Here is a 22,209-nt window from a genome sequence, read left to right on the forward strand (position 1 = left end):
TGTATATTTAGTGAAGTATTAATTCCGTGAGTAACGTATTTTTGCAACCCCTGTATCGCTTGCATTATCTGTTCTTTTTCGGGCATATTCGAGCATAGTAGCACAGCATATTTACCCAAATTTGATAACAACCAAAATTTTTACTTCATGAAACGAATGTCCTTCAACATTATTTCCTGCCTTTTACTGGCTTTCGCATTGTTTGCCGTATCGTGCGGTAAGGATGGCGCTGCTGGTCCTGCCGGTCCCGCTGGTCCTGCTGGCCCCGCCGGTCCTGCTGGTCCCGCTGGCCCTGCCGGTCCGGAAGGTACTGCCAATGTGATCTATTCTGACTGGCTGGATGTGACATTTAAGGCGGATACTGTCCATAACACAGACGGCACTATTGATACCATTGGTTATTTTTCGCAAATAAATGTAACCGGGCTTACACTCGATATGCTGACCAGTGGGGAGATCAAGGTTTACCTGAATGGCTTCAGCGCCGCAGACCCGACCGTTATACCGTTACCGTATATTAACGTCTTCTCTGGTTTGAGTATCACTTCGCTCTTCTACCTCAATACCATCGAACTGTATTCCAATGCGAATGTCGGCACTGTGACACAGAACAGTGTGAAATACCAGCAGTACAGGTATATCCTGATACCAGGAGGTACGCCGGCACGTAAAGCGCCGATAGACTGGAACAATTATAAAGCGGTGCAGCAATACCTGGGCTTGAAGAATTAAGCAGACAGCCAGGCATCTGATATTGTGTATATGTAGTGGGGTCTTTCTAACGGAGATAGACTAAACGATATATATGGGAACCAGGCATTGAAAACGGGATAAGATCCTTAATCAATGCCTGGTTCCTTTTTTATTTATTTTTCTGTATTACTGTTCAATGCCTGCCACAGCATATCTTTCAGCTCAGAGAGACCTTGCTGGGTAACGGAAGAAATGAATACATGCGGCACATTATCAGGCAGTTCTTCTGAGATCGCTTCTTTCAGCTCATCGTCCAGCATATCGCTTTTGCTGATGGCCAGCAGGAACTGTTTATCCAGCAATTCAGGGTTGTATTGTTCCAGCTCATTTACCAGGATCTCAAAATCCTTTTTATGGTCCTGGCTATCTGCCGGGATCAGGAACAGCAGCACAGAGTTCCTCTCGATATGACGCAGGAAGCGGTGTCCCAGTCCTTTACCTTCGTGGGCCCCTTCAATGATACCAGGAAGGTCTGCTATCGCAAATGAACGGTCATTACGATAGGGTACCATGCCCAGGTTTGGGGTCAGGGTGGTAAATGCGTAGTCCGCTATTTTAGGTCTGGCAGCCGTGATGGTAGACAGCAGGGTTGACTTCCCCGCATTGGGGAATCCTACCAGCCCAACATCTGCCAGCATTTTCAATTCCAGCACTTTCCAGCCTTCTGTGCTGGGCATACCCGGTTGGGCATAATCAGGTGCCTGGTTGGTGGGCGATTTGAAAAAGTTGTTTCCACGTCCGCCCTGTCCGCCGGAAATCCAGATCACTTCTTCTCCATCCTGTAGGATTTCCGCCTCCAGATCGCCGGTTTCTTCATCAAATGCCTGGGTACCGAGGGGTACTTCAATGATGATATCTTCTCCGTTTTTACCGGTACTGTTATTGTCACGGCCGTTACCGCCATCTTCTGCCACCACGTTCTTATACCAGCGCAGGTGCAGCAGGGTCCATAGCTGGGAGTTCCCTTTCAGGATAATATGCCCGCCACGGCCACCGTCACCACCATCGGGACCGGCTTCCGGGTTATATTTGGTACGCATGAAGTGTGCACTACCTGCACCTCCCTTACCAGATTTGGCGTAGATCCTTATGTAATCAACAAAGTTGCCTCTTTCCAAAGTATTTGATTTATGCTTAATGTTACGCGTCCCCACATGGGGGTGGCGTAAATATAAAAACGCAAAGATCGTTAAGTTCAGGCATTTTAACTACGCCCAGGGCGCTAAAATGCTTACTTACAATCTTTGCGTTTAAAATATATAGAAGTAGTCTGTTATACTTTTTCTTCTACCAGGCTATCGATCTCCTTGCTCAGGCGCTCGAAAATTTCCTCAACGGAGCCTTCACCCTTGATCTTCTTGAACTTGCCGTATTTGGCATAGTGGTCAGCTACAGGAGCAGTCTTATTATGATATTCCACAATACGGGCCCTGATCACATCTTCATTCGCATCGTCCGGACGGCCAGAGGTAGCACCTCTACCCAGCAGACGGCTGATCAGTTCATGCTCAGGTACTTCCAGCGCCAGTACAACGGAAATGGAAGTCTTCTTCAGGGCCAGTAATTTATCCAGCGCTTCTGCCTGGGCAGTAGTACGGGGAAATCCGTCAAAAATAAAGCCTCTTGCTTCCGGGTTGGCATCCAGTTTGGAGCTGATCATGCCGATCACCACCTCATCCGGCACCAGTATACCCTGGTCCATCACTTTTTTGGCTTCAAGGCCAAGTGGTGTTTTGGCTTCAATCTCACTGCGCAGCAAATCGCCGGTGGACAGGTGAATGAGCCCGAATTTATTAATCAGGTTAGCACTCTGAGTGCCCTTTCCGCTACCGGGAGGGCCAAATAAAATGATATTGACCATGTTTTAAAAAAAGCTTTAGCAAGACTGCAAATATAGCAAACAATTGAATGTATTGGTAACTAAAATTGCAATTGCTTGAATAACGTAAAATATTTAAGAAATTTCCTAGATATGTTTTAATGATTTGCTGTAAATAATGGAATATTTTTAAGAAGTTCACTGTTGATGTGTAACGGTTAACGCATCGTTTTTACAGACATTATATAAATAAATCATACCACAGGTTAACGTAAATATAAACATTTCTACTGCCGTATGAAGTCACGGATCAAATTGTCGAGCAAAAAAATTTAGCTGTTTAAACATAAAAATATTCGGATCGATGGTCCGCATGTGATCTACTATGGAGTAATAATTTGTAAGTTTAGTCGATGATGATGAAGCAATTAATGATTTTAGGTCTCTCTTCACTATGCATGATAGGAGGGGGTATGCCCCGGCGGATGCCTGGAAAGGAACCAGGGCCTGGAACGCCAAAACAGGTGCTAAAGGATACAAAAAGCAGTAAACCGGTAAAAGTAAAACAGGATGATGGTGCCGCCCATTGGGTGGACAGCGTCTTCGAATCCCTGAACGACGATGAACGTATTGCCCAGCTGATCATGATCCGGGCACATTCCAACCTCGGTGCAGACCACGTTAGAAAAGTTACGCAAGACATTCAGGACAACAAAGTCGGAGGCCTCATCTTCTTCCAGGGAGGTCCGGTACGGCAAGCCAATCTTACTAATTACTACCAATCCATCTCCAAAACCCCGCTGATGATTGCCATAGACGGGGAATGGGGCCTGGGTATGCGCCTGGACAGTGTAACGCCCCTGCCGCGTCAGCTGATGCTGGGCGCCATGCAGGACAGCTCACTGGCCTACAGGTACGGACAGGTACTGGCCATGCAATGCAAGCGCCTGGGTATTCATGTGGACTATGCCCCAGACATGGACGTGAATAACAACCCTAACAATCCGGTGATCAATGACCGTTCCTTTGGTCAGGATAAATTCCAGGTAGCGCGCATGGGTGTGCAGGTCATCAAAGGCCTGCAGGACCAGAACGTGATGGCGGTGGTTAAACACTTTCCCGGTCACGGAGACACGGATGTAGACTCTCATCTCGATATGCCGGTGATCCGTAAAAGCAGGCAACAGCTGGATTCGCTGGAGCTCTATCCTTTCCGCAAGGCAATAGAAGCAGGCGTGCAGAGTGTGATGATGGCACACCTGTACATTCCGGCGCTCGACAGCACGCCTAATACACCCACTTCCATTTCGCATAAAGCCATTACCGACTTTCTGAAGGGAGAGCTCGGTTATAAAGGCATTGTCATCACAGATGCACTGGAAATGAAGGGGATCGCCAAGTTCTATACTGGCGGGGAAGAGGCTGCCCAATCTCTGCTGGCAGGTAACGATATGATGATGCTGCCTTCCACTGCTTCAGGAAGTGTAGACGCCATCAAACGTGCTATCAGAAGAGGACAGATCTCTAAAGAAGAAGTATATGAGCGGGTAAAGAAGGTGCTGCTGGCCAAGTATAAACTGGGATTGAACAAGCCGCAGGTCATCGATGTGAATAACCTCACCAGTGATCTGAATGCGGCCACAGATTCCCTGACCAGGAATATCGCGCAGCATGCCATTACTTTACTCAAGAATGATAATAACCTGATTCCCTTCAACCAGCTTACGCCCGGTAAGGTCGCGGTGATTGCAGTAGGTGCGGATGTGAATAATGCTTTCCTGCAAACGGTGAAAGCCATCCGGCCGGATGTGAATTCTTTCATTTTCACGGCCCGTCAGGCGGAAACACAGGTGCCACAGGTAGTGGAACGCCTGAAGCGGGATTATCAGGCGGTGATTATCAGCCTGCATAACTATGGCCGCCGTCCGGCAAACAATTTCGGCATCAGTTCAGCTGAGCGCTTGCTGATCCAGCAATTGCAGCAGGAAATGCCTTCAGCTACCGTTGTATTTGGGAACCCGTATGCTATCCAGTATTTCTGCGATGCGCCAACCATTATCGCCGCTTATGAGGATGATGAGATCACACAACGTACAGCGGCCGCTATCCTGTTTGGCCAGCAGGTGGCAAAGGGAAAACTGCCGGTAACGGTATGTCCTAACTTCCCTTATGGAACCGGTATTATTCAGGCTCAGACGCCGCCGGCCCCGGTTGTGAAAGCAGAATTGCAGCATGTGAAACCGGAAACAGTGGGGATGAGCAGCCAGGTACTACAGAAGATAGATGTACTGGCCAACCAGATGATCGTCAAAGGCGCTGCACCAGGTTGTGAGATCCTGGCTATGAAAGATGGTAAGATCGTGTACGATAAAACCTTCGGATATTTTGATTACAGTAAGCGCGAACCTGTTACCACCAGCGCCTTATATGATCTGGCGTCGGTGACCAAAATATGTGCTACCACCATCTCTGTGATGCGTTTGTACGACGAAGGAAAAATCAACCTCGATGGCAAACTGGGAGATTATCTGCCATGGGTGAAAGGCTCCAACAAGGAAGGTCTGCGCATCCGCGATATACTGCTGCACCAGGCAGGACTGGTGGCCTTCATTCCCTTCTACAAAGATGTGATAGATGCCAAAGGAGTACCGGATACCACCCTGTTCCACGCCTATGCAGATTCTACCTTCTCCGTGCGGGTAGCGGAACATATGTACATGAGAAGCGATTATGTGGATACAATGTATCGCCGCATCCTGGATAGTCCGCTGAAACCACAGCAGGGATATGTGTATAGCGACAATGACTTCATCTTCCTGGGAGAGATAGTAGAACAACTAACAGGCAAAAAACTGAACCGTTATGTGCGGGAAACGTTCTATGAACCGCTGGGGATGGCAAATACAGGCTTCCGTCCGCGGGAACGCTTCCAGTTATCACAGCTGGCGCCTACAGAAAATGAACCTGTCTTCCGCCGTCAGTGGATACGTGGAGATGTACATGATCCGGGCGCTGCCATGTTTGGCGGTGTGGCAGGACATGCCGGACTGTTCTCTACGGCAGAGGACCTGGGTATTCTCATGCAGATGTTATTGAATGGAGGTAAATACGACGGAAAGGAATATATCAAATCTGAAACGCTGCAGTTGTTCACTGCCTATAACAGCAATATGAGCAGGCGCGGACTGGGCTTTGATAAGCCGGAGAAAGACAATGGCAAACATGGAGAAGCATACCCATGTAAGAGTGCGTCGCCGCTGACGTTTGGGCATACCGGATTTACAGGCACCTGTATATGGGTAGACCCGCAGTCACAGTTGGTATTCATCTTCCTGAGCAACCGTGTCTGCCCGGCAGGCGGGGATAACAAGAAGCTGATAACACAGCATGTGCGCGAGAATATGATGGAAGTGCTGTATGAGGCGATGGAAGGGAAGAAATAGGTATAGGAGAGCGGGATAAATAGGCAATAGTGCCAGGTGAAGTATGCCTTTACGGCCATTCATCTGGCACTATTTTTTTATGATTCCCAATATCTTTCTGTACGGATTGCTTATTGTACTGATACTGTTCTATTGATACTTGTTTCTGTCTTGATGTTCACAGTCTTTTCTGCCAGTCTGTTCCTGCCTCTTCTGATCTCGAAAGTATAAGTTCCGTCCTGCAGTTCCTGCATGTTAAATTTTGCTACATACAGCATGGTAACAGGCAGTGATTCCTGGTGCAGTACATAGTTGTTGGCATCCTTGATGCTTAATGTTACTTTCTCAATGCCGGGATTCTCAACAGTGATCTTAAATACAAGTGCTTCAGGATCGAGCTGGGCAACTTTCAGTTTGAAGGTAGTTACCGGAGCTGGGGTTTCATCATTGTTCACTACCATGCTTACATTGGTGTCGTTGTATGCATAGGTAGCCTCCTGGGCTTTCGAAAAAGATACGTTTACGAGGATGGCGGCTAATAAAAACGATATGCGTTTCATACAAAAATTGTTTGTTTTTGTTTAGATGGTGTTGTCCTGTTTGTATTAGCTAATACATGGTTCCTTAATTCGCCGCAAAGATCGGTGGGATACATTAACGGAAAGTTACGCGTAGGTTAAGATAGGATTATGAAACGGTCAGGAAGAGATGACGAATGTCATTCTTAATTGTTAATTGATACCTACCTTTGCTGGCGTTTATGGAAAAATCGAGATTACAACAACAGCGGCCGGTGGCTATCTGGCTATATATAGGAGTGGGAATGCTGATCGTTCAGGTTTTGCTGGGAGGTATCACCAGGCTGACCGGTTCGGGGCTGTCCATCACAGAATGGAAACCTATTCTGGGGGCGTTGCCTCCTATGACAGAAGCCGCCTGGCAGGAAGCTTTTGATAAATATAAAGAGATCGCCCAGTACCAGTACGTGAACCGGCATTTTACGCTGTCCGATTTTAAAGCCATTTACTTCTGGGAATGGCTGCACCGTGACTGGGCCCGCTTCATCGGGGTGGTATTCGCCATTCCATTTGTTTATTTTCTTATTAAGAAGAAACTGGACGCTTCTATGGTGAAACCGATGGTTATCCTGTTTATCCTGGGGGGCTTACAAGGCGCTATCGGATGGATCATGGTACAGAGCGGTCTGAATACAGAAGACCTGTATGTGAGCCATATACGCCTGGCCGTTCACTTTATTGCTGCGTTGGTATTACTCTGTTATACATTCTGGTTTGCCCTGAAATTGAGCACTGACAAGAAGGAAGTTTTATCCATGCCCGGCCTGCGCAAACTGAACGGCTGGCTGCTGGGAATACTGACCTTACAACTGATCTTTGGCGCATTCATGGCGGGCCTGCATGCCGCGTTGGTAGCGAATACCTGGCCTGATATCAATGGTATGTGGTGGCCGGTGGGCATGTTCACACAGGGCAATCTACTGACAGATATTACGCACAATGCGATCACTATACAGTTCATTCACCGTGGACTGGCCTATCTTATCACTATCCTGGTGGTAATATGGTGGTGGAAAACTTCGGAAGCACCCGAGCACAGTCTGCTGCACCGCATCCGTTACGTGCCTTTACTGCTGGTATTGCTGCAGGTAATGCTGGGAGTGCTCACCCTGCTTGGCAGTCAGGTAAGGATACCCATTCTGCAGGCCATACTTCACCAGGGTGTGGGGATGTTGTTATTACTTTCTCTCGTATGGACTTTATACCTCAGCAGAAATAAGGCAGCCAAAGTATAGGAGATCAAAGATCCGGCTAAGAACATGTTAAACTTTTTCGTAAGTTTATTGTAATTAGCGTAACGGATGAAAGTGAAATCTTTTTTGGTCAGGATCTTTTACTCGTTCCCTATACAACTGTTCTTGCTTCATTTCCGCAAGTACCAGGTGTTACTGGTGTTCTGGGCTATACTTTTCAGCACTATAAACGGGGAATTTGCCAAAGTATTTGGTGGTGACGCCTTGTACCTTGCACCAGAGTACCTGGGCAAAGTGAACTTCTACAGTACCTCTATCCTGGGACTGGCAACCGGTTTGTTTGCAATGAGCTGGAACATTACCACTTTCATTTTGCATACCGGCCGTTTTAAATTTCTTGCTACTACCTCCCAGCCTTTTTTTAAATACTGCCTGAACAATTCTATTGTACCCATTGCCTTTATGGTCAACCTGCTTTTCCGTGGCTGGGAATACCAGCGCTATCAGCAGTTGAGTTCAGTGCCTGAAATATTATTACTGACAGAAGGATTTATCTGCGGATATCTTTTCATCGTCTTCTTCAGTTTCTTTTACTTTTTTAACGCGGACAAAAATATCGGCCGCAGGCTGGAAAAGAAGTTTGGTAATCCCCGCAATTTCCTGCGCCTGGTGCTGAAGCCCACGCAGGAAAAAGACGAAAATGCATTGCCTGTACACAACTATTTTAACTCTCCCTGGAAGATCCGCCGGGCCAGGAATGTAGACCACTACAACAAGCATTATCTTGATAGTATACTCAAGCAGCATCACTTTGCAGCGATGATCACGGTGGGTTGTGCGCTCATCTTCCTGATGATCCTGGCTTTCCTGATGGATTATCCTGTATTCAGGATACCTGCGGGCGCGAGTGTAATGATCTTTTTTGCGTTCCTCATCGGTGTGGCCGGTGCGTATGCATATCTGTTGCAGAGCTGGGCTATTCCCATGGTACTGATCATGTTGGTCGGGTTGAACTGGCTGGTAGAACATGACCTGCTGGACAACCGTAACAAGGCGTACGGGCTTAATTACGGAGAAAGGAAGCAAAGGCCGGAATATAGTGTTACTGCCCTGCAGCAGTTCTTTACTGCAGAACGGGCAGAGCGTGATAAGGAGCAGACACTGAAGATCCTGGAGAACTGGAAGGCGAAATACAAAGGTCCGGGAAAGCCGAAAATGATCATCCTCAATTTCAGCGGAGGCGGCCTGCGGGCGGCCACCTGGAGCATGAATGTTTTACAGCGGCTGGATGTCCTGATGAAAGGACAGCTGATGAACAATACTTTCCTGATGACGGGCGCGTCCGGCGGTATGATGGGTGCATCGTACTTCCGGGAACTGTATAGGGAAAAACAGCTGGGACGGCCCGTCAATGTGCAGGACAGCGGTTACACAGAACGTATTTCCCGTGACCTGCTGAATTGTGTGTTCACGTCTATGGCGGTGAATGATTTTATTACGCCCTTCCGCTCATTCAAAATAGGAAATAACCGGTATGCAAAGGATAGGGGATTTGCTTTTGAGATGCAGCTGAACACCAATACCAACAATGTACTGGCCGGCACCATTGGCGATTACCGGGAGCCGGAACAGCAGGCGAAGATCCCTATGTTGATCTGGAATGCGACGATCAATGCAGATGGCCGCCGCCTGATCATCTCGCCACAGCCGGTCAGCTACCTGTGTGCGCCTGACTACTCGCCGCATGTAAGAAGCGTACGGGATGTGGATGGGGTGGATTTCTCCCAGTATTTTGCCAACCAGGGGGCACAGAACCTGCGTATTACAAGTGCCATCAGGATGTGTGCTACATTCCCCTATGTACTGCCTAATGTATTTCTGCCCAGCCAACCTATTGTGGATGTGATGGATGCGGGTATCAGGGATAATTTCGGACAGGAATCAGCCATGCGTTTCCTGCATACATTCCGTGACTGGGTCAATGAGAATACGGATGGGATTGTTTTCATCCAGGTGAGGGATACGCGTAAGAATGATATCAAGTCCATCAAACAGTCTATGAAGCTGAATGACATGATGTTAGACCCATTGTTCACGATGCAGGCACATTGGAGCGCTATGCAGGACTTTGTACAGGACAATGAACTGGCCTACCTGGAAGGGTATTTCCCGGGAAAATTCCACCGGGTTATTTTCCAGTATGTGCCCCAGAAGGAGGATAAGGTAGCGGCCTTGAGCTGGCACCTGACTTCCCGTGAAAAGATCGACATTGCCGGAGCGCTGGATAATCCGACTAATCAGGCTTCATTCGACAGTGTGATGAATACGCTGGGCCGTCCACTGCTGGCGGAAGGAAATCAGTAGAGAAATAAGGGGAGCGCCGGGCTGAACACATACGTTAAAAATCGGCATTAAACTGTTGATAAATAGTCCATTGCCAACCATGAGCTCGGATTTTTAGTGAATCATTTGGAGAAATGATCACAATTATTTAAAAGCGTATCCCCACTTTTTCCACATTTTATTGTAACTTTGCGCCTTCTTTGGCCCGACCTGTGTCAACGAGCCAGAACAAATTGAACAAGATTTATGAATATCCGTAACATAGCAATCATTGCGCACGTAGACCACGGTAAGACTACCCTGGTTGATAAAATCCTGCATCACACCAATGTTTTCAGGGCAAACCAGGAAACAGGTGAGTTGATCATGGACAACAACGACCTGGAAAAGGAACGTGGTATCACCATCCTCAGTAAGAACGTATCTGTTGAGTACAATGGGGTGAAAATCAACGTGATCGATACTCCAGGCCACGCCGACTTCGGAGGTGAAGTGGAAAGAGTATTGAAAATGGCGGACGGTGTGATCCTGCTGGTAGATGCCTTTGAAGGGCCGATGCCGCAGACCCGTTTCGTACTGCAGAAAGCATTGCAGCTGAACCTGAAACCTATTGTTGTGATCAACAAGGTTGACAAGGCGAACTGCCGTCCTGACGAAGTGCATGATGCGGTATTCGAACTGTTCTTTAACCTGGACGCTACTGAAGAGCAGCTGAACTTCCCAACCTATTACGGTTCCGGTAAGAATGGCTGGTTCAACGATTCATTGACTCAATGTGAAGATATCACTCCGCTGCTGGATGGTATCCTGAAGCATGTACCAGAACCAAAGATCCCTGAAGGTAACCTGCAGCTGCAGATCACTTCCCTGGATTACTCTACGTTCCTGGGCCGTATTGCTATCGGACGTGTAGCACGTGGTACCATTAAGGAAGGTCAGCCGATCTCCCTGGTACAGACAGATGGCAGTATCAAAAAATCCCGTGTACGTGAACTGTACATTTTTGAAGCACTCGGTAAAAAGAAAGTGACTGAAGTACAGCCAGGTGATATCTGTGCGGTAGTAGGTCTCGAAGATTTCAATATCGGTGACACCATTGCTGACTTCGATGCTCCTGAAGCATTGCCTGTTATCAGCGTGGACGAGCCAACCATGAACATGCTGTTCAGTATCAACAACTCTCCGTTCTTTGGTAAAGACGGTAAGTTCGTTACCTCCCGTCACCTGCGTGACCGTCTGGTAAAAGAAACTGAAAAGAACCTGGCACTGCGCGTAGTTGATACAGACAGCGCTGATAGCTTCCTGGTATATGGTCGTGGTATCCTGCACTTAGGTGTATTGATCGAAACGATGCGTCGTGAAGGATTTGAGTTGACCGTAGGACAGCCTCAGGTAATCCTGAAAAATATCGACGGTAAGAAATGTGAACCATACGAAACACTGGTAGTTGACGTTCCACAGGAATTTGCAAGTAAAGTGATCGACCTGGTAACCCGTCGTAAGGGTGAAATGCTGATCATGGAAACCAAAGGTGACATGCAGCACCTGGAATTTGAAATTCCTTCCCGTGGTCTGATCGGTCTGCGTACGCAGATGCTGACCAACACCGCAGGGGAAGCTGTAATGGCACACCGTTTCAACGATTATAAAGCATGGAAGGGTGCTATCCCGGGCCGTAACAACGGTGTACTGCTGGCTAAAGAGGCAGGTACTACTACCGCTTACTCCCTGGATAAACTGCAGGATAGAGGTTTCTTCTTTGTAGACCCAGGAGAGGAAGTGTACAAAGGTATGATCATCGGTGAAAACAACAAACCAGGTGACCTGGTAGTGAATCCGAATGAAGGTAAGAAACTGACCAACATGCGTGCGAGCGGTAGTGATGCTGCAACCAGCATTGCGCCTAAGACCCTGATGACACTGGAAGAATGTATGGAGTATATCCAGCACGATGAGTGTATCGAGGTAACGCCAAACAACATCCGTATGCGTAAAGTTTACCTGGATGAAGAAGATAGAAAGAGACTTTCTAAATCAATGAAGGCAGACGCATAAGCGCAACTGTTTTGCAAGATATCAGCCGCCTCGTGAATAACGGGGCGGCTTTTTGTTTTACAACGCGTATATTGGATGCGCAGCCCCGTTGTATCTTTGTATTGATGGCACCGCAAATACCATTATTCAGTGATCCCGCCAGTCAGCACATTACCCTGAAAGATGGTGAGCTGGTTTACTATCCGCAGTTCTTTTCCCTGCCGGAGGCTACTGCTTGTATGCAGACGCTGATGGAAAAGATCGAATGGCAGCAGGAGCGTATGAAGATGTATGGTAAAGAAGTGTTGTTTCCCCGCCTGATGGCATGGTATGGAGATGCCGGCAGCACCTATGCGTTTTCCGGTAACACCTATACGCCGCAGGCCTGGACGGCAGAGTTGCTGCGCATAAAAGAACAGATAGAACCCGAAGCAGGTGTGTGTTTCAACAGCGTTTTGCTGAACCGTTACCGTGACGGAAAAGATTCCATGGGCTGGCATGCAGACGATGAGCCGGAACTTGGCAGGAACCCGGTCATTGCATCTTTCAATCTCGGTGCCACCCGGCGGTTTATGCTGCGCCACCAGCAGGCCGGATTGAAATATGAGCTGGAATTGCAGCACGGATCGCTGCTGATCATGAAAGGCGCCCTGCAACATCACTGGCAACACCAGGTGCCGAAAACAACCAAAGTATCAGGAGAGAGAATTAATCTCACATTCAGGGTGATACACAACGTGTGATAAATAACCAAAAGACAAGGTCATGAAAAACCCCATCTTACTGATTGGCAATGATATCAATAACATGTCGAAAGGCCAGAGCTGGAGAGACCTTCTTAATGACATCGTTACATTCTGCCTTCCGGACGGTTGTATACAACTGGACGAGAGAAAGCCATTCCCTTTATTGTATGAAGAGATCTTCCTGACGGCCATCCGCCAGGCGCATATAAGAGAGGTGGAACTGAAATCTTTTATTGCAAAAAAAACGCTCAAGATAGAACAGAATGATATTCATGCCGCAATCCGCAACCTCGCGCCGGCACACATTCTGACCACGAATTATGAGTTCACGCTGGAAGGAGAAATTCCTTTACAGAGTGATGGGTTGATCCTGGAAAGGATCTTTAGCATTTTCAGGAAGTATAAAATAGGCAATACAAATTACTGGCATATTCATGGCGATTGCCTGAACCCGCTGAGCATCAATCTCGGATTTGAGCATTACGGCGGCCAGCTACAGCAAATGCGGAACTATGTTGTGTCTGGCACGACATATACCAGTCCGCAGGCGCCCCGGAAGTCGCTGGTGCAGCGTATCAGCCAGCACTTACCCGTCACGGAAGACTCCTGGCTGGATCTTTTCTTTACGAGGGATATCCACATATTTGGCCTGTCGCTCGATTTTGTAGAAACAGACCTGTGGTGGTTGCTGACCTACAGAGCGAGGCAGAAATTCCAGAAGAATACGATTCCGGTAAGCAATGCCCTGTATTATTATATCCCTTCAGAACTGGCACCGGGTGCCAAGTTTAAGCTGGAGATGCTGGTAGCCAATGATGTAAAGGTGATAGAAATTACAGCTACAGATAAGCGGACCTATTATGAGGAAGTGTTGCGTAAGATCAGTAAACTGTAAACTATATGGAGTGGTTTTTGTTCTTGAGCATGTATCATCACACCCATAAACCACAGAACTATGGTCAGATTAACAACGATGCTCCTTGTACTGCTTGCCAATACCTGTAGCCAGCAAAAGGTTGCGAAACAACAGATTGGCAGTATTCAGGATAAAAGATGGAGCCTTGTCAATATGAATGGAACTGTCCAGGAAAAATCACCGATATGGCTGGAGTTTGATACAGCTGCACATCGCTTTAATGGCAACGGTGGCTGTAACAAGGTGGCTGGTGAATATCAGCTGGATGGCAACGAGATCACTTTCGGGAAGGTAATAAGCACCCGTATGGCGTGTGTGGATGCACAGGCCAATGAAAGGGAGAGCGCTTTCCTGCGCATGCTGAGTGATCGTACTTATACAATGAAGTTTGAAGAGCGGCAATTACAACTCCGCGATAGCGGTAGAATTGCCATGCTGTTTGATGGGTTTAAAAAAACGGCAATAACAAAATAATAAGGCATAAAATAAATGCGGCGCATATACGGAATAACTTATTCCGCCATGCGCCGCATTTTCATATTATCTACCAGCCAGCATCACGATCTGATTGTCCACGAGAACAGTATCAGATACTTCATTACCTACTTTTACGGTAACAGCTATTTTGGCTGATTTCCTTGCAGGGATGCGTACTACTAACTGATTGTCGGATGCACTGATGATTGACGCTTCGACGTCATCTACTATTACTTTATTGTCAGTTGTAACATTGCTGAAGCCTTTCCCATTAATGGTCAGAACTATATCAGTAACGCCTGCGGGAAGGGTATCCTGTATACGTAAGGATGTTCTTTCAGCAGATGGATTTACATGACAACTGTACAGACAGCACATCATCATGGCTGCAATAGCCAGATTAATTTTCCTGTAAAACATAAAATTATTCTTTTTGGGGTTCAGGGTTTAAAACAGCGCTTTGTAGTGTATGGAGCTAACTGCGACTGTTGGTTTTTTCAATTCAATTAAATCGGACGCAAAGATAAGGAGTATTGATGGATTAACAATGGGTATAAATACCTGAATATTAGAAATTGAGTATTGGTACCGTGTAAACGAAAGGGCTGATCATTATTGTTGATCAGCCCTTTCGTTTATGCAGGGAAGTATTTATTTAATCAGTTTCAGCTCATTGATAATGTTGCTGGCGCCGCCCAGTTTATCAACGCACCAAAGTACGTAGCGTATATCCACACAGATAGTCCGGTTGTATACAGCATCAAACTGGATCTTGTGGCTCAGGGCCTCATAGTTACCATCAAAAGCAAGACCAATCAGTTCTCCGTTGGCATTCAGCACAGGAGAGCCGGAGTTACCGCCGGTAATGTCGTTGGTTGTGATAAAGCAGGTAACGATATCATTTTTCCGGAGGTCTTTGTACTGGCCAAAATCCTTTTTATTGTATAGGGAAACATAGTTTTCCGGCAGATCAAATTCGTAATCGCCCGGTACATACTTTTCCATTACGCCTTTCATGGTACATACGTAGTCGTAAGCTACGGCATCGCGGGGTGCATATGGCTTCACCTGGCCATAGGTAAGGCGCATAGAGAAGTTGGCATCAGGATACCATTTTTTAGTGGGTTCCATTTCCATTCTTCCTTTCAGGTAAACGCGGCCCAGATCATTGTTTTTGGCCACGAACTGGTTGTACAGCGGCAGATATTTTGTCGTGAAATTCTTGATGAACGCACTGGAATAGGCGAAGGCAGGATCCGTCTGCAGGGTTACGGCGTCAGGATTAGCGATGAATGCTTTCCAACGGGCGTCATTCAGGATCATAGAGCCCGACATGATGGCGGAAGCCCAGAGGCGGTAGGTGTTATCATCTTCCAGGCTACCGAATTTCGCTTTGATGGCATCATAAAATCCGATAGGATGTTGTGCCAGGGGAATATCTGTATAGAACAGGTGACAGGTAGCCGCCAGTATTTTCTGGTCGCTGGTTTTGTCTTCCTCTTCCAGGAAAGCCGTACGCGCTTTATCTGCCGCCATGATGCTCTGTTTGATCATGTCGGAGGAAGTGCCGGATTGTACCAATGCTTTTTCCACCGCCATCAGGCTGCCCGCAAAAGCAGCCAGCGGAGAGCCCATAATACCTTCGTTGATGTAGATACGGTGTTTAGCGTAAGGTGTCCATGCTTTGTAAGAAGCAGCATAGTCAGGGAAGATATTCGCATATTCTTCTTTGCCTTGTGCCCATTTTTCGAAAGCAGTTTCCTGTTTCTGTTTATCTTCCAGCACGTTGTATTTCACGAGCTGTTTGGTTTCTCCGTCGAAGAATTTCCAGTAGTTAGCGATACCGGCATAAGAAGAGGCCAGTTTCAGCTTGATAGCCGGATCTTTCTTCATCTGCTCAAACATATATTTCAGGCGAACGCTGCGCAGGCCTACGATGGAAGGGTTTTCCACACTTATTTTCAGCTTTACGCCTTCAGAGCTTTCGTAACGGTTGGTACCGCCGGGATAGCCGAATATCATGGCGTAGTCGTTCTCTTTTATACCCTTGATGGATACCGGCAGGAAGTGCTTTGGTTTCAGCGGCATGTTGCCGGCAGCATATTCAGCTGGTTTACCATCCTTGTCTGTGTATACACGGAAGATGGAGAAGTCGCCGGTGTGGCGGGGCCATTCCCAGTTGTCGGTATCGCCGCCGAATTTGCCAATGCTTTCAGGCGGAGCGCCTACCAGGCGGATATCTTTATAACGTTCATATACAAAGAGCAGGTACTGGTTGCCTTTGAACATGGGTAATACTTTTGCTTCGTAGTTGGTGCCGTTAATGGCCTGGCTGACGATGTCAGCAACGGTTTTCTGTTGTTGCTGCTGTCTTTCCTGGCCGCTCATGCCTTTCAGGGCATCCTGTACCTGTTTGGTCACATCTTCTACCCGTACCAGGAACTGTACAGACAATCCTTTGGCGGGGATCTCCTGTTGCTTGTCAAGGGCGTAAAAGCCGTTTTTAAGATAGTTGTGCTCTACTGAGCTGGCAGTAGCAATGGCGTCGTAGCCACAGTGGTGGTTGGTAAATATCAACCCCTGATTGCTCACTATTTCTCCTGTACAGCCACCGCCGAAAATGATAATGGCGTCTTTCAGTGACGCTTTGTTAATGCTGTACAATTGTTCTTTCGTCAGTTTCAGACCTTTCTTCACCATGTCATTGTACACCTGCTGTCCCAATAAATAGGGCAGCCACATTCCTTCATCCGCTTTGGCGAATTGTGCCGCCAGCAGTAACAGAAGGATCAGGAGATTTTTTTTCATAATTGGTAGCGTTTTTAAAAAGCAGTCTCAAACCTATGTAATTTTTCAATATGCGCCATACTGTCTGTGGTAAACGGTGATAGTTAAAACTGGAATGGCATTTGTAAAAAGGATGTGGTTGGCGGGTTTCGGACACATAAAAAAATCACTTTAAAAGCCTACTTATGAAAAGAGTACTGCTGCTATTGACGGCAATGGCCTTCCTGGCGTGCCAGGAAAAGACCCGGACTGAAGAAAAAAAAGAAGAACTGAAGGAAGGTGTGGAAAAAATTGGACAGGATGTCAGAGAAACGGCGGAAAAAGCCGGGGAATATATGGAAGCCCAACGGGATAGTTTAAGGAAAGGTCTTGAAGAACGTAAACAGGATATAGACGCCAAAATGGATGAACTGAAAAAAGATGGCTCTGAGAAAAGTAAAAAGGCGCAGGCTAAACTGGCGAAACTGAGAGATCAGATAGATGATAAACTTACCGAGTTAAAAAACGGTGGTGCAGATGCCTGGGATAGTACGCGGGAAGATGTTGATACCCTGATGAAAAAAACGGACAAGGAGTGGAAGGAATTTAAAGCGGATTTCAAAGAATTATTCCGGTAGGGATAAGAAACGAAATTCCCTACCTTTACCGCAATAATCATACTAAAAAGCCTTGTTACGTTCTTATCACCAAAAAGATATCGCTTTTGAAGCCGGCTGCGACGAAGCAGGGAGAGGTTGTCTGGCAGGTCCTGTGTTTGCGGCAGCGGTAATATTGCCGCCTAAGTTCAGGAATAAACTGTTGAATGATTCCAAGCAGCTAAAAGCAGCAGACCGGGAAAAACTCCGTATTGTAGTTGAACGGGAAGCGATTGCCTATGCGGTGGCCAGTGTGGATAACATGGAGATTGACAAGATCAACATTCTCCAGGCCTCTTTCAGGGCCATGCACCTGGCACTGGAACAACTGAAGCAGCAACCGGGTTACATATTAGTTGACGGGAATCGTTTTGTACCCTATGGAAATATTCCTCATGCCTGTATCATAAAAGGCGATGGCATATATGCCTCCATAGCAGCAGCCTCCATATTGGCGAAAACCTACCGGGATGACTATATGCAGCAGCTGCATGAACAATACCCGCATTTTGGATGGCTCGAGAATAAAGGATATCCTACACAACAACACAGGGATGCAATCCGTGAACATGGAGATACGCCATTTCACCGGAAATCATTTAGATTGTTGCCTGAGGAACAACTGGAATTGGATTTTGACACTCCTGTAAGTGAATATACAGTGGTGAAGGTGGTTTCACCGGAAGAAACAGAAGATTAGCAAAAAACTATTGTTTATTAATTTTGCCCTTGGATAGGATTAGACTATGTTAAAGCAGACACAACAGCAGAAGCTATTACAGAAATTGTCGCCTCAGCAGATTCAGCTGATGAAACTGCTGCAGGTTCCTACGGCTGTTCTTGAAGAACGTATCAAGGAAGAGCTGGAGGAGAACCCTGCCCTGGAGTACGGGGAAGAGGCGCATGAAGACGAATTTAAGGATCCCCAGGAGGAGTTTAGCAATACAGCAGATTCAGAGGAGGGGGAAGACGAGTTTGAACCCGATGGGAGTGAGAACGAATACGACAATATTGATATATCTGAGTATGTAAGTGAGGGAGATGATGATATAGCCGATTATAAACTCCGGGATGATAACTATCCTGACCAGGATGAGAACAAAACTATTCCGGTAAGGGTGGAAACATCTTTTCATGAGCATCTTTTGAGCCAGCTGGGAATGTTGGAATTGGATGAAAGGCAGAACAGCATTGCGGAACAGATCATCGGCAGTATTGACGATGATGGTTACCTGCGCAGGGAAGTAAGTGCGATCGTGGATGACCTTTCTTTTTCCCAGAATGTGGCTACTGATGAAGATGAGATCAAAGATCTGATCCGCAAGATCCAGGAATTTGATCCTCCGGGTATCTGTGCCACTGACCTGAAGGAGTGCCTGTTGCTGCAGTTGAAACGCAAACCGCAGGACGATCCGGGTGTGTCGGGCGCTTACCAGATCCTGGAGAATTATTTTGATGAATTTACCAAGAAGCATTACGAGAAGATCCAGAAGGGCCTGAATATGAGTGATGAAACCCTGAAGGAAGCTATTGGGCAGATCATCAAATTAACGCCGAAACCAGGAGGTAACTTTGCCACCCTGAATAAGGCGGAAAGTTATGTGGTGCCGGACTTCTTTATCCTGAACAATAACGGTAAGCTGGAGCTGACATTGAATTCCAAAAATGCCCCTGACCTCCGGATTTCGGAAGGATACCGGGACATGTTAAAGGAATATGACAGAGGCGACAAAAAGGATAAGCGTCAGAAAGAGGCGGTATTGTTCATCAAACAAAAGATTGACGCAGCCAAATGGTTTATTGACGCAATCAAGCAAAGACAGCATACCCTGCTGTCAACAATGGAATCCATCATGGGATATCAGCGGGAGTTCTTCCTGACAGGGGATGAGACGACTATGCGCCCGATGATCCTGAAAGACATTGCTGACATTACCCAACTGGATATTTCTACAGTAAGCCGTGTAGCTAACAGTAAATATGTGCAGACAGAGTTTGGTACTTTTAAGCTGAAATTCTTCTTCAGTGAATCGCTGTCTACTGACAGCGGTGAAGAGGTTTCTACCCGTGAAGTGAAAAAGATCCTGTCTGACCTGATAGAGGGGGAAAACAAACGTAAGCCGCTCAGCGACGAAAACCTGACGAAGATGCTCCAGGACAAAGGGTATAACATTGCCCGCCGTACGGTAGCCAAATACCGTGAGCAGCTGAATATCCCGGTAGCCAGGCTGAGGAAAGAACTTTAATTGACGTGGCGGCCGTCCTGCCTTAAAAGAGACGGAAATTGTGAATGGAACAAGTAATCATACCCACAACGGATAATTCCCGGCAGGATAAGCCGGCATTTTCACCAGCATTGCAGAAGGTAGCTGAAGTGATCTCTTACCTGACGCATCCCTTATTCCTGCCGCTACTGGTAACGGTGCTGCTGGTCAATGCGATGCCTGAATATTTTGTCCTGTTCAAACAGGAGAGTATCCGCTATACTTTTGACCTGCTGTATATCCGGGTGGCGTTTACCACATTGTTCCTGCCACTGTTTGTGGTAGCGCTGTGTAAAGCGTTGGGTTTTGTAACGTCTTTCCAGTTGCGGTCACAGAAAGACCGTATCATTCCTTATATAGCCTGCACTACATTTTACTTCTGGACCTATTTCGCCTTTAAGCGTCAGGGTGCCGCGCCTCCCTTTTTCAATGCATTCTTCCTGGGCGTTTTCATTGCCATCGTAATTGGTATGGTGGCTAACACCTATGTGAAGATCAGTATGCATACGATAGGATGGGGAGGTGTGATCGGTTTCCTGCTGATGCTGATGATCGGGTTAAATATGAATATCAGCCTTGCGCTGATGATTGCGTTCCTGCTCTCAGGAATCGTAGCTACAGCCCGGCTTATACTGGGGGCTCACACTCCGGCGGAGATCTACACCGGCTTTATAATAGGGATCCTCTCACAGCTGATAGCATATGGTATAGCAGGATAAAAAAGCCCGTAAAAAAACTTTTTTTGGCTACGCACATCCAGTGCGTAAAGCCTGCTCATCTTTGTAGTGTTATTTGAACATTGACATATGCTTCTGTTGTGCGTTAGCCCTTTAAACTTATTATAAACCGCATAACTAATAAATGTGAAAGGTTGATTCTGTTTACTACAAGGTTTAGTATTTATGGCCAAAATGCTAAAAATTTTAGGATAATAGAAAATTAGATCATAACTTAGCACACCATTAAATTTGTAAAAAACACTTACTAATATGTCTACAGCCAATACTGACAAACTCAAGGCACTGCGCCTTACAATGGACAAGATCGAGAAGGATTTCGGTAAGGGATCCGTGATGATGATGGGGGAGAAGGGCTCAGAGCCGATGGAAGTAATATCGACAGGCTCCCTGGGTCTGGATATTGCGCTCGGTATCGGTGGTTTCCCAAAAGGAAGGATCATTGAGATATATGGACCAGAGTCTTCCGGTAAGACAACGGTAGCTATTCATACAATTGCAGAAGCCCAGAAGAAGGGTGGTATCTGCGCAATCATAGATGCGGAGCACGCGTTTGACAGCTCTTATGCCCAGAGACTGGGTGTGGATGTGGACGCACTGCTAATCTCCCAGCCTGACCATGGTGAGCAGGCCCTGGAAATTGCAGACCGTCTGATCCTGTCTGGCGCCGTGGACGTAGTGGTGATTGACTCCGTTGCTGCCCTGGTACCAAAAGGTGAACTGGAAGGTGAGATGGGAGAAAGCAAAATGGGTTTACAGGCACGTTTGATGTCTCAGGCGCTGCGTAAACTGACCGCTACAATTTCGAAAACAAATTGCTGCTGCATATTTATTAACCAGCTGCGTGAAAAGATAGGAGTGATGTTTGGTAACCCGGAAACTACTACCGGTGGTAACGCGCTCAAATTCTACGCTTCTGTGCGTTTGGACATTCGTCGTATGACCCAGATCAAGGATGGTGATGAAGCCGTGGGTAACCGCGTGAAAGTAAAAGTAGTAAAGAACAAAGTTGCACCTCCCTTCCGCCAGGCTGAATTCGATATCATCTTTGGACAAGGTATTTCCAAGATGGGTGAAATTATCGATATGGGTGTTGAATACGGCGTCATCCAGAAAAGCGGCAGCTGGTTCAGTTATGATACGAACAAGCTGGGCCAGGGCCGCGATGCCGTGAAACAATTGTTGCTGGATAATCCGGAAGTAGCTGCTGAAATTGAAGGTAAGATCAAAGCGAAACTGGCAGAGCAACAGGCACAGGCTTAATTAAGCATTAACATTACTGTCTCGTAAGTACAGGATGAATGAGTAGTGGTGCATGTAAAAGTGTGCCGCCTGGTGAAGTGCTGTGACCATATGAAGTACTACGGCTTTTGACATATATATGTTCACTGGGTAGTATGAGTGGTATTAGTAGTATGAGTAGTGAAAGTAGTGTTGCGTAGACGCTACAGCCTTAAAAATTAGTTGTTTTAGTTTTAGATATAAGCATTGGGTTAGTTAGTATT

18 protein-coding genes are annotated in these 22,209 nt (G+C 46.8%); 13 read left to right on the plus strand and 5 right to left on the minus strand.

The genetic code is table 11. The annotated features are described in order from the left end of the window. The first annotated feature begins 147 nt into the window (after nt 1–147). On the plus strand, nt 148–732 hold the full coding sequence (locus CLV42_RS01885) for a collagen-like protein (protein WP_146154297.1): 585 nt from the start codon (nt 148–150) through the stop codon (nt 730–732). Between the two features lie 134 nt (nt 733–866). Here the strand turns inward: CLV42_RS01885 and obgE are convergent, their stop codons facing one another. Further along, on the minus strand, nt 867–1,871 hold the full coding sequence (gene obgE / locus CLV42_RS01890) for a GTPase ObgE (RefSeq protein WP_106600205.1): 1,005 nt from the start codon (nt 1,869–1,871) through the stop codon (nt 867–869). A gap of 155 nt (nt 1,872–2,026) precedes the next feature. After that, a complete protein-coding gene (locus CLV42_RS01895; protein ID WP_106600206.1) occupies nt 2,027–2,614 on the minus strand; it encodes an adenylate kinase in 588 nt (195 codons plus the stop codon). A 443-nt stretch (nt 2,615–3,057) separates the two neighbouring features. On the opposite strand from CLV42_RS01895, the gene CLV42_RS01900 reads away from it, so the two are divergent. Further along, a complete protein-coding gene (locus CLV42_RS01900; RefSeq protein ID WP_245901405.1) occupies nt 3,058–6,015 on the plus strand; it encodes a glycoside hydrolase family 3 N-terminal domain-containing protein in 2,958 nt (985 codons plus the stop codon). A 110-nt stretch (nt 6,016–6,125) separates the two neighbouring features. Here CLV42_RS01900 and CLV42_RS01905 read toward each other — a convergent pair whose 3' ends face one another. Beyond that, the gene (locus tag CLV42_RS01905; protein ID WP_106600207.1) at nt 6,126–6,554 is read right to left on the minus strand and encodes a hypothetical protein; all 429 of its coding nucleotides are present in this window, start codon (nt 6,552–6,554) and stop codon (nt 6,126–6,128) included. 200 nt (nt 6,555–6,754) lie between these two features. On the opposite strand from CLV42_RS01905, the gene CLV42_RS01910 reads away from it, so the two are divergent. From CLV42_RS01910 to CLV42_RS01935, 6 genes are all read left to right on the plus strand, one after another. Further along, nucleotides 6,755–7,807 carry a COX15/CtaA family protein gene (locus CLV42_RS01910; protein ID WP_106600208.1) on the plus strand — a complete coding sequence of 351 codons (1,053 nt, stop codon included), beginning with the start codon at nt 6,755–6,757 and terminating at the stop codon, nt 7,805–7,807. Between the two features lie 66 nt (nt 7,808–7,873). Continuing rightward, nucleotides 7,874–10,129, plus strand: coding sequence for a patatin-like phospholipase family protein (locus CLV42_RS01915; RefSeq protein WP_106600209.1), 2,256 nt, complete (start codon nt 7,874–7,876; stop codon nt 10,127–10,129). Nucleotides 10,130–10,354: 225 nt separating this feature from the next. Beyond that, entirely contained in the window at nt 10,355–12,163 is a 1,809-nt protein-coding gene (gene typA, locus CLV42_RS01920; RefSeq protein WP_106600210.1) for a translational GTPase TypA, read from the plus strand. A gap of 104 nt (nt 12,164–12,267) precedes the next feature. Beyond that, nucleotides 12,268–12,885: an alpha-ketoglutarate-dependent dioxygenase AlkB family protein gene (locus CLV42_RS01925; protein WP_106600699.1), complete on the plus strand. Its 618-nt coding sequence runs from the start codon at nt 12,268–12,270 to the stop codon at nt 12,883–12,885. Nucleotides 12,886–12,907: 22 nt separating this feature from the next. Further along, nucleotides 12,908–13,783 (plus strand): hypothetical protein, encoded by an 876-nt coding sequence (locus tag CLV42_RS01930; RefSeq protein WP_106600211.1) that lies wholly within the window; start codon nt 12,908–12,910, stop codon nt 13,781–13,783. Between the two features lie 60 nt (nt 13,784–13,843). Further along, nucleotides 13,844–14,278 carry an META domain-containing protein gene (locus tag CLV42_RS01935; RefSeq protein ID WP_106600212.1) on the plus strand — a complete coding sequence of 145 codons (435 nt, stop codon included), beginning with the start codon at nt 13,844–13,846 and terminating at the stop codon, nt 14,276–14,278. A gap of 66 nt (nt 14,279–14,344) precedes the next feature. Here the strand turns inward: CLV42_RS01935 and CLV42_RS01940 are convergent, their stop codons facing one another. Further along, the gene (locus CLV42_RS01940) at nt 14,345–14,701 is read right to left on the minus strand and encodes an IPT/TIG domain-containing protein (protein WP_106600213.1); all 357 of its coding nucleotides are present in this window, start codon (nt 14,699–14,701) and stop codon (nt 14,345–14,347) included. A gap of 231 nt (nt 14,702–14,932) precedes the next feature. Further along, nucleotides 14,933–17,089 (minus strand): S46 family peptidase, encoded by a 2,157-nt coding sequence (locus tag CLV42_RS01945; protein WP_106600214.1) that lies wholly within the window; start codon nt 17,087–17,089, stop codon nt 14,933–14,935. A 164-nt stretch (nt 17,090–17,253) separates the two neighbouring features. On the opposite strand from CLV42_RS01945, the gene CLV42_RS01950 reads away from it, so the two are divergent. The 5 genes from CLV42_RS01950 (at nt 17,254) to recA (ending at nt 21,967) form a co-directional block, all read left to right on the plus strand. Continuing rightward, complete coding sequence (locus CLV42_RS01950) at nt 17,254–17,685, plus strand: hypothetical protein (protein ID WP_106600215.1); 432 nt, start codon at nt 17,254–17,256, stop codon at nt 17,683–17,685. 52 nt (nt 17,686–17,737) lie between these two features. Next, a complete protein-coding gene (locus tag CLV42_RS01955) occupies nt 17,738–18,403 on the plus strand; it encodes a ribonuclease HII (protein WP_106600216.1) in 666 nt (221 codons plus the stop codon). Nucleotides 18,404–18,449: 46 nt separating this feature from the next. Next, a complete protein-coding gene (gene rpoN, locus CLV42_RS01960; RefSeq protein WP_106600217.1) occupies nt 18,450–19,949 on the plus strand; it encodes an RNA polymerase factor sigma-54 in 1,500 nt (499 codons plus the stop codon). Between the two features lie 44 nt (nt 19,950–19,993). Then, nucleotides 19,994–20,686: a phosphatase PAP2 family protein gene (locus CLV42_RS01965; RefSeq protein WP_106600218.1), complete on the plus strand. Its 693-nt coding sequence runs from the start codon at nt 19,994–19,996 to the stop codon at nt 20,684–20,686. Between the two features lie 270 nt (nt 20,687–20,956). Continuing rightward, on the plus strand, nt 20,957–21,967 hold the full coding sequence (gene recA, locus CLV42_RS01970) for a recombinase RecA (RefSeq protein ID WP_106600219.1): 1,011 nt from the start codon (nt 20,957–20,959) through the stop codon (nt 21,965–21,967). Nucleotides 21,968–22,209: the final 242 nt, after the last annotated feature.

Origin of the sequence: Chitinophaga ginsengisoli (genome assembly GCF_003014595.1) — a bacterium.
Classification (GTDB): Bacteria; Bacteroidota; Bacteroidia; order Chitinophagales; family Chitinophagaceae; genus Chitinophaga; species Chitinophaga ginsengisoli.

Excerpts from the sequence above, each read along its gene's own strand:
- CLV42_RS01885 (WP_146154297.1), top strand. The coding sequence starts at position 148 with ATGAAACGAATGTCCTTCAACATTATTTCCTGCCTTTTACTGGCTTTC.
- CLV42_RS01895 (WP_106600206.1), bottom strand. The coding sequence starts at position 2,614 with ATGGTCAATATCATTTTATTTGGCCCTCCCGGTAGCGGAAAGGGCACT.
- CLV42_RS01900 (WP_245901405.1), top strand. The coding sequence starts at position 3,058 with ATGCCTGGAAAGGAACCAGGGCCTGGAACGCCAAAACAGGTGCTAAAG.
- CLV42_RS01905 (WP_106600207.1), bottom strand. The coding sequence starts at position 6,554 with ATGAAACGCATATCGTTTTTATTAGCCGCCATCCTCGTAAACGTATCT.
- CLV42_RS01910 (WP_106600208.1), top strand. The coding sequence starts at position 6,755 with ATGGAAAAATCGAGATTACAACAACAGCGGCCGGTGGCTATCTGGCTA.
- CLV42_RS01915 (WP_106600209.1), top strand. The coding sequence starts at position 7,874 with ATGAAAGTGAAATCTTTTTTGGTCAGGATCTTTTACTCGTTCCCTATA.
- typA (WP_106600210.1), top strand. The coding sequence starts at position 10,355 with ATGAATATCCGTAACATAGCAATCATTGCGCACGTAGACCACGGTAAG.
- CLV42_RS01925 (WP_106600699.1), top strand. The coding sequence starts at position 12,268 with ATGGCACCGCAAATACCATTATTCAGTGATCCCGCCAGTCAGCACATT.
- CLV42_RS01930 (WP_106600211.1), top strand. The coding sequence starts at position 12,908 with ATGAAAAACCCCATCTTACTGATTGGCAATGATATCAATAACATGTCG.
- CLV42_RS01935 (WP_106600212.1), top strand. The coding sequence starts at position 13,844 with ATGGTCAGATTAACAACGATGCTCCTTGTACTGCTTGCCAATACCTGT.
- CLV42_RS01940 (WP_106600213.1), bottom strand. The coding sequence starts at position 14,701 with ATGTTTTACAGGAAAATTAATCTGGCTATTGCAGCCATGATGATGTGC.
- CLV42_RS01945 (WP_106600214.1), bottom strand. The coding sequence starts at position 17,089 with ATGAAAAAAAATCTCCTGATCCTTCTGTTACTGCTGGCGGCACAATTC.
- CLV42_RS01950 (WP_106600215.1), top strand. The coding sequence starts at position 17,254 with ATGAAAAGAGTACTGCTGCTATTGACGGCAATGGCCTTCCTGGCGTGC.
- rpoN (WP_106600217.1), top strand. The coding sequence starts at position 18,450 with ATGTTAAAGCAGACACAACAGCAGAAGCTATTACAGAAATTGTCGCCT.
- CLV42_RS01965 (WP_106600218.1), top strand. The coding sequence starts at position 19,994 with ATGGAACAAGTAATCATACCCACAACGGATAATTCCCGGCAGGATAAG.
- recA (WP_106600219.1), top strand. The coding sequence starts at position 20,957 with ATGTCTACAGCCAATACTGACAAACTCAAGGCACTGCGCCTTACAATG.